At 70.0% G+C, this 6,000-nt stretch carries 2 protein-coding genes; one reads left to right on the plus strand and one right to left on the minus strand.

The genetic code is table 11. The annotated features are described in order from the left end of the window. Positions 1-98: 98 nt before the first annotated feature. Positions 99-2,423: a beta-L-arabinofuranosidase domain-containing protein gene (locus ACFWFI_RS16200; RefSeq protein WP_387390049.1), complete on the minus strand. Its 2,325-nt coding sequence runs from the start codon at positions 2,421-2,423 to the stop codon at positions 99-101. Positions 2,424-2,777: 354 nt separating this feature from the next. Here ACFWFI_RS16200 and ACFWFI_RS16205 point away from each other — a divergent pair, with 354 nt between their 5' ends. Further along, a complete protein-coding gene (locus ACFWFI_RS16205; protein ID WP_387390052.1) occupies positions 2,778-5,876 on the plus strand; it encodes a glycoside hydrolase family 2 TIM barrel-domain containing protein in 3,099 nt (1,032 codons plus the stop codon). Positions 5,877-6,000: the final 124 nt, after the last annotated feature.

Consider the following 6,000-nt stretch of genomic DNA (forward strand, 5'->3'; position numbering starts at 1 on the left):
CCCCGTCACATCAGCTGCACCACGCAGCTCACACACCGGCCGTCTACCCGCCCTCGCACATTTCAGGCCTGCGAAATACACGGAGGCAGGTCCGGCACCTATCCGCTCCAGCCGGTGCTCACGATGCGCCAGCGGTTGTCGGCGGTGCCGTTGTCGGAGTCCTGCACCGCGAAGGCGCCGACGGCTGTGGAGCCTCCCGAGATGCCGAGCAGTTTGCCGCTGTGCACGTTACGGATCTTGTAGGTTCCGTCTTCCTGGTCCAGCAGCGACCACAGATGGTCGGCGGTGCCGTTGTCCGTCCACTGCAGGACGCTCGCGCCGTCGGCGGTGGACATGTCCCGGACGCCTAGGACCTTGCCGCTGTTCACGTTCCGGAAGCGGACCGAGGCTCCGTCGGCGACCATGTCCCAGTCGTGGTCGGCGGTACCCGAGTCCGTCCACTGCAGGGCGAGACCGCCATCGGCCGTGGACATGTCCTGGATGCCCAGTACGAGATTGCCGGCGGCGTTGACGAGGTGGACCGGAGCGATGCCGCCGGTCTTCCAGTAGACGGTGTAGTTGATGCCGTGCGCGTCGTGGAACGGGCCCAGATCGACGGTGGAGCCGTTGGCGGTGGCGGTGAAGTCCAGCGACGTGCTGCTGGTCCGCGCGATCGTCGAGGCGTCCAACGAGGGCAGCGTGCCGAGCGTCGCGTCTCCGTAGTCGCCCGACAGCACGACCGGTCCGTAGGTGATCGCGGCGACGTCCGGATCGTCGTTCGCGGCGCGCAGGACGACGCGCATCGGCAGGCGGACGGTGACCGTGTCACCGGAGGCCCAGGCGCGGGACAGCGTGGCGTAGGTGCCGGGTGTGGTGGCGATGTCCTGGGCCACACCGTTGACGCCGACCGTCGCCCCGGTGGTCCACGCCGGGATACGGATGCGCATGGCCCAGGTTCCCCGGGCGTCGCCGGTGACCCGCAGTGTCGTGGTGTCGCCGGCCGGGTAGGACGTGGTCTGGGTGACCGTGATCCCGCGCTGGGACCAGGTGAGCACGGATGGCACGAAGAGGTTCACCGTGAGCGTGGTGCCGCTGTGGAAGTAGACGGAGTCCATCAGCCGGGTGTGCATCTCCAGGCCGGTGCCCTGGCAGCACCAGAAGGTGTCGTAGTCCGTGCTCCAGGTACCACCGCCCCACGCCGGGCCCACTCCGCGCCGTCCGCCCGGGCTCAGCGGCGTGAAGTAGGTGACGTGGCCGTGGGCGTCCGCCGGGTTCTGCTGACCGATCATGTGGTTCAGCCAGGCCTGCTCGTAGTAGTCGAACAGTGCCGCCCGGTCCGGATCCAGCGTGAACAGGTCCCGGGTGAGCTTGAGCATGTTGAACGTGTTGCAGCTCTCGCACGTATCCGTCCGCAGGTATGCGGCGATGGCGTCCGGCGCGCGGAAGTGCTCCGCCTGGCTGTTGCCGCCTATGGCGTAGGTGTGTGTTCCGGTGCAGATGTTCCAGGCGTTGGTGGCGATGTCCCGGTAGCGGGTGGTGCCGGTGGCCTTGTACTCCCGAAGAGCGCCGATCCACTTCGGGACCTGGGTGTTGGCGTGCAGACCGTCGAGCCGGTCCAGGCCCGACGCCAGCGGGGTGAACACCGCTGCGTGGTCGAACCGTTGGGCCGCGGCCAGCCACCGCGCGTCGTCGGTCTGCTGGTAGAGGTCGGTCAGCACGTCGTTCATACCGCCGAACTCGGTGCCGAGCATGGTCTGCATCTGCTGCCCGCTCAGCCGGGCTGTGCGCGTGTCGACCCATCCCGCCAGCGCCAGGAGGACGTCGCGCGCCTGCGTGCTTCCGAGGATGCGCCACACGTCCAGCAGGCCGGCGAGCGTCTTGTGGATGGTGTAGTACGGCACGTTGCCGGTTGTCAGAGTGCCCTGTTCGAGGGCGGTGAAGTCGGACTCGGGGTAACCGGAGAGGTAGCCGGCGCTGAACCCCGCCGCGCTGTTGTTGGCCTGGCACCTGGCCAGTTCGGCCACCATGTACGTGGCCTTGTCCCGGGCGACGGTGTCCCCGGTGACGGCGTACAGCTGGGCCCAGGCGGTGAGGAAGTGCCCCTGGACGTGGGTGCGGAAGGGGAACGTCGGCGCGTCCCAGCCGCCGGTGGCCGCCGCCCCGGCGGTGGACAGCTCGTGGTTCGCCCGGAAGTTGTGGAGCAGCCGGTCCACGTCCACGAACCGCAGGTACGCGGCCGTGCGGTTCTGGTTGTCCAGCCACCGGCTCGCGGTCAGCCGGACCTGCCCGAAGTCGAAGGCGTACGCGGAGACTCCGATGTCCGTACGGGCCGGCGGGACGGCTGCCCGGGCGGGTGTGCTGCCGAGGAGGGGAGCGGCTGCGGAGGCGGCCGCCGTTGCTCCAGCGGCTTGCAGGAGACGTCGTCTGCTGAACGAGTGGGGCATCGCGCACCTGTTCCTTGATCGGGGAAGCGGGAGTGAAGTGCCGGGTCGCGGTCTGCCGGACGGGCGGCAGGCGATGGACCGGCCCCTCGCGACCCACCTCGTTCGAGATATCGGACGTCATTCCGTGTGCCGAACGCATGGAAACGTACGAGGGGCATGACAAGCCGTCAACCCCTCCGGCGCCGCGCATCCTCGTGGCGCCCTCTACGGCGGACTCGTGACAGCCGTACGGTGCGGGCCGCCTGACGGGAAAGCGCTTCCTGCCTCTTGACGCGAGCATGTTCGATGTTGTCAGAATCTGTTCGGCCACGCTGAGTTCTGATGACTTGTGGGTCCTGATGAGGGAGAGCCGCCATTTCAGTCACGCGCAGATCGGTCCTGATTGCCTCCGCTGCGGCGCCGACGGCCGGAGCGCTTCTCGGTGCCCCGTCCGCCTGGGCGGACGACGCGTCGAGACGCGACAGCACGGGGCGGCGTACCGTCGCGCTGCAGGACGGCTGGCGCTTCGCTCTGGTCGACGCGGGCGGGATCAGTGACCCGGACGGTGCCTATGCGAGGGCCGCACAGCCCGACTTCGACGACTCCACGTGGCGCGAGGTCGCCGTTCCGCACGACTGGAGTATCGAGCAGACCCCGACCACCGAGCTCGGCACCACCAGCGGTACCGGCTTCCTGCCCGGCGGTCTCGGCTGGTACCGACTCTCCTCGACCCTGCCCTCCGACCTCGCGGGCCGGCGGATCTCGGTGGAGTTCGACGGCGTCTACATGGACTGCCATGTCTACTGCAACGGCACCGAGGCCGGCCGCCACCCCTACGGCTACACGGGCTTCGCCTTCGACCTCACCGATCTGCTCCACACCGACGGGAGCACGGAGAACGTCATCGCGGTCAAGGTGCAGAATCAACTGCCCAGCAGCCGCTGGTACTCCGGAAGCGGCATCTACCGCCAGGCCAGGCTCGTCGTCACCGGCGCTGTGCAGGTCGCTCGCTGGGGAACACAGGTCACCACGCCCGAGGTCGACGCCGACCGGGCCGTCGTCCGGGCACGCACAGTGGTGCGCAACGAGTCCGGCGCCGCGCAGGACGTGGAGGTCCGCTCGACGGTGAAGGACGGCGCGGGGCGCACCGTGGCCCGCGCGAACTCCACCGTCCGGGTCGGCGACGAGAACGCCGAGACGCACGAACTGACCGTCCGGCGGCCCCGGCTCTGGGACTTCACCGATCCGCACCGCTACACCCTCCACACGGAACTGCGCGTCGGGGGACGCGTCGTCGACACGTACCGCACGCCCTTCGGTATCCGCACCTTCCGCATCGACCCGGAGGACGGCTTCCGGCTCAACGGCACGTACACCAAGATCAAGGGTGTCGACCTGCACCACGACCTCGGTGCGCTCGGCGCGGCGGTCAGCAAGGACGCGGTCCGGCGACAGATGACGATCATGAAATCGATGGGTGTCAACGCTCTGCGCACCTCCCACAACCCGCCCGCGCCCGAGGTGATCGAGGTCTGTGAGGAACTCGGGATCGTCATGCTGGTCGAGGCGTTCGACTGCTGGCGGACCGGCAAGAACCCCTACGACTACGGGCGCTTCTTCGACGAGTGGTGCGAGCGGGATGCCACCGAAATGGTGCTGGCGGCCCGCAACTCGCCCGCCGTGGTGATGTGGTCCATCGGCAACGAGGTCCCGGACTCCACCTCCACCGCGGGCCTCGCCATGGCCGACCGGATCATCGCCGCGATCAGGGCCGCCGATGACACCCGTCCCCTGGTCATCGGCTCCGACAAGTACCGCCGGCTGCCCGCCAGGGGCTCGGCGGCCGATCTGATGCTGGCGAAGCTGGACGGCCTCGGCCTGAACTACAACACCGCCAAGTCCGTGGACGCCCTGCACGCGGCCTACCCGCACCTGTTCCTCTTCGAGTCCGAGTCGTCGTCGGAGACGTCCACGCGCGGGACCTACCAGGAGCCGGAGCATCTCAACACCGGCGAGAACCACACCCCCGGCGGGCGGGCCACCTCGTCGTACGACAACAACCTGGCGTCCTGGACGATGAGCGGCGAGTACGGGCACAAGAAGGACCGCGACCGCAAGTGGTTCGCGGGACAGTTCCTCTGGTCGGGCATCGACTACATCGGCGAACCCACGCCCTATGACGTCTTCCCGGTCAAGGCGTCCTTCTTCGGAGCGGTCGACACCGCGGGCTTCCCCAAGGACATGTACCACCTCTTCCGCAGCCAGTGGACCGACGAGCCGATGGTGCACCTGCTGCCCACGACCTGGAACCACACGGAGGGCGACACCGTCGAGGTCTGGGCGTACGCCAACGTCGACACCGTCGAGCTGTTCCTGAACGGCCGGTCGCTCGGCACCCGGCGGTTCGACACCAAGAAGACCACCGACGGCCGGACCTACCTGGAGACGACCGGGGCGACGGGTGACGACAAGACCTTCACCGACGGTCCCTACCCGGGCAGTTACACCAGCCCGAACGGCAGCGCCGGCACACTGCACCTGAGCTGGACGGCCGCCTACGAGCCGGGCGAGCTCAAGGCTGTGGCCCGGCGGGACGGACGGGTGGTCGCCACCGACGTGCTGCACACCGCGGGCACCCCCCACACGGTCCGGCTCACGTCCGACCGCACCTCGGTCTCCGCCGACGGCCGCTCGCTGGTCTTCGTGACGGCCGAAGTCGTGGACCGGCACGGAGTGGTGGTGCCCGGCGCCGAGCACCTGATCTCCTTCGACGTGGCCGGTGGCTCACTCGCCGGACTGGACAACGGCCGCCAGGAGAGCGCCGAGCGCTATCAGGCCAGCACCCGAACCGCCTTCCACGGCAAGGCCCTCGCGATCATCCGCTCCGGGACCCGGGCCGGTGCGGTCCGGGTGACCGCTCGCGCGGACGGGCTCCGAGCCGGCACCACGCAGATCAGGGCGACGGCCGCCGCCTCCCGGGCGACCACCCCGGCGCCGGGGTTCCGCCCCGACCTCCCGGCGCCCGTCGGCCGGCCGCACGCCGACGCGAGCTACTCCGGCCGGGCCGACACCCTCCCTGCCGCCATGCTCGACGGAGACCCGGCCACCGGCTGGTCCAACGGCTTCCGCAAGGAGCCGACCGCCCTGCTGCCCGCCTTCGGCGGGGCTCGCGCCGAGGACTGGATCTCGGTGGACTACGGACGCACGCGTGGCTTCGGCCGGGTGGACGTCTCGTTCACCGTGGACGCGACGCACAGCCTGCCGGCGGCCGTGGGTGTCGCCGTGTGGAGCGGCGGGACGTGGCGCGAGGCGCGGGGCATCCGTACGGACTGGGCAGCCGCCTCCGACGCCCCCACCGTGATCACTTTCGACGCGCTCCGGGGCTCGCGCATCCGTCTGACGCTGACCAGCAGGCAGCCGGGCGATCCGGGCGGCGCCGTGCGCGTCAGCCGGTTCGAGGCGCCGGCGGCCTGATGGCGTGCCACGGCCGGTCGCCCGGGGGCCGCGGTGTCGCCCTGCCGCGGCCGGCCGTGTGCCTCGGGGCCCGGCGGACGCGCCCCGCGCCGCCGCGAGGCGCGCGTACCCGACGAAGGTCGCC

Origin of the sequence: Streptomyces sp. NPDC060209 (assembly GCF_042728155.1) — a bacterium.
GTDB lineage: Bacteria > Actinomycetota > Actinomycetes > Streptomycetales > Streptomycetaceae > Streptomyces.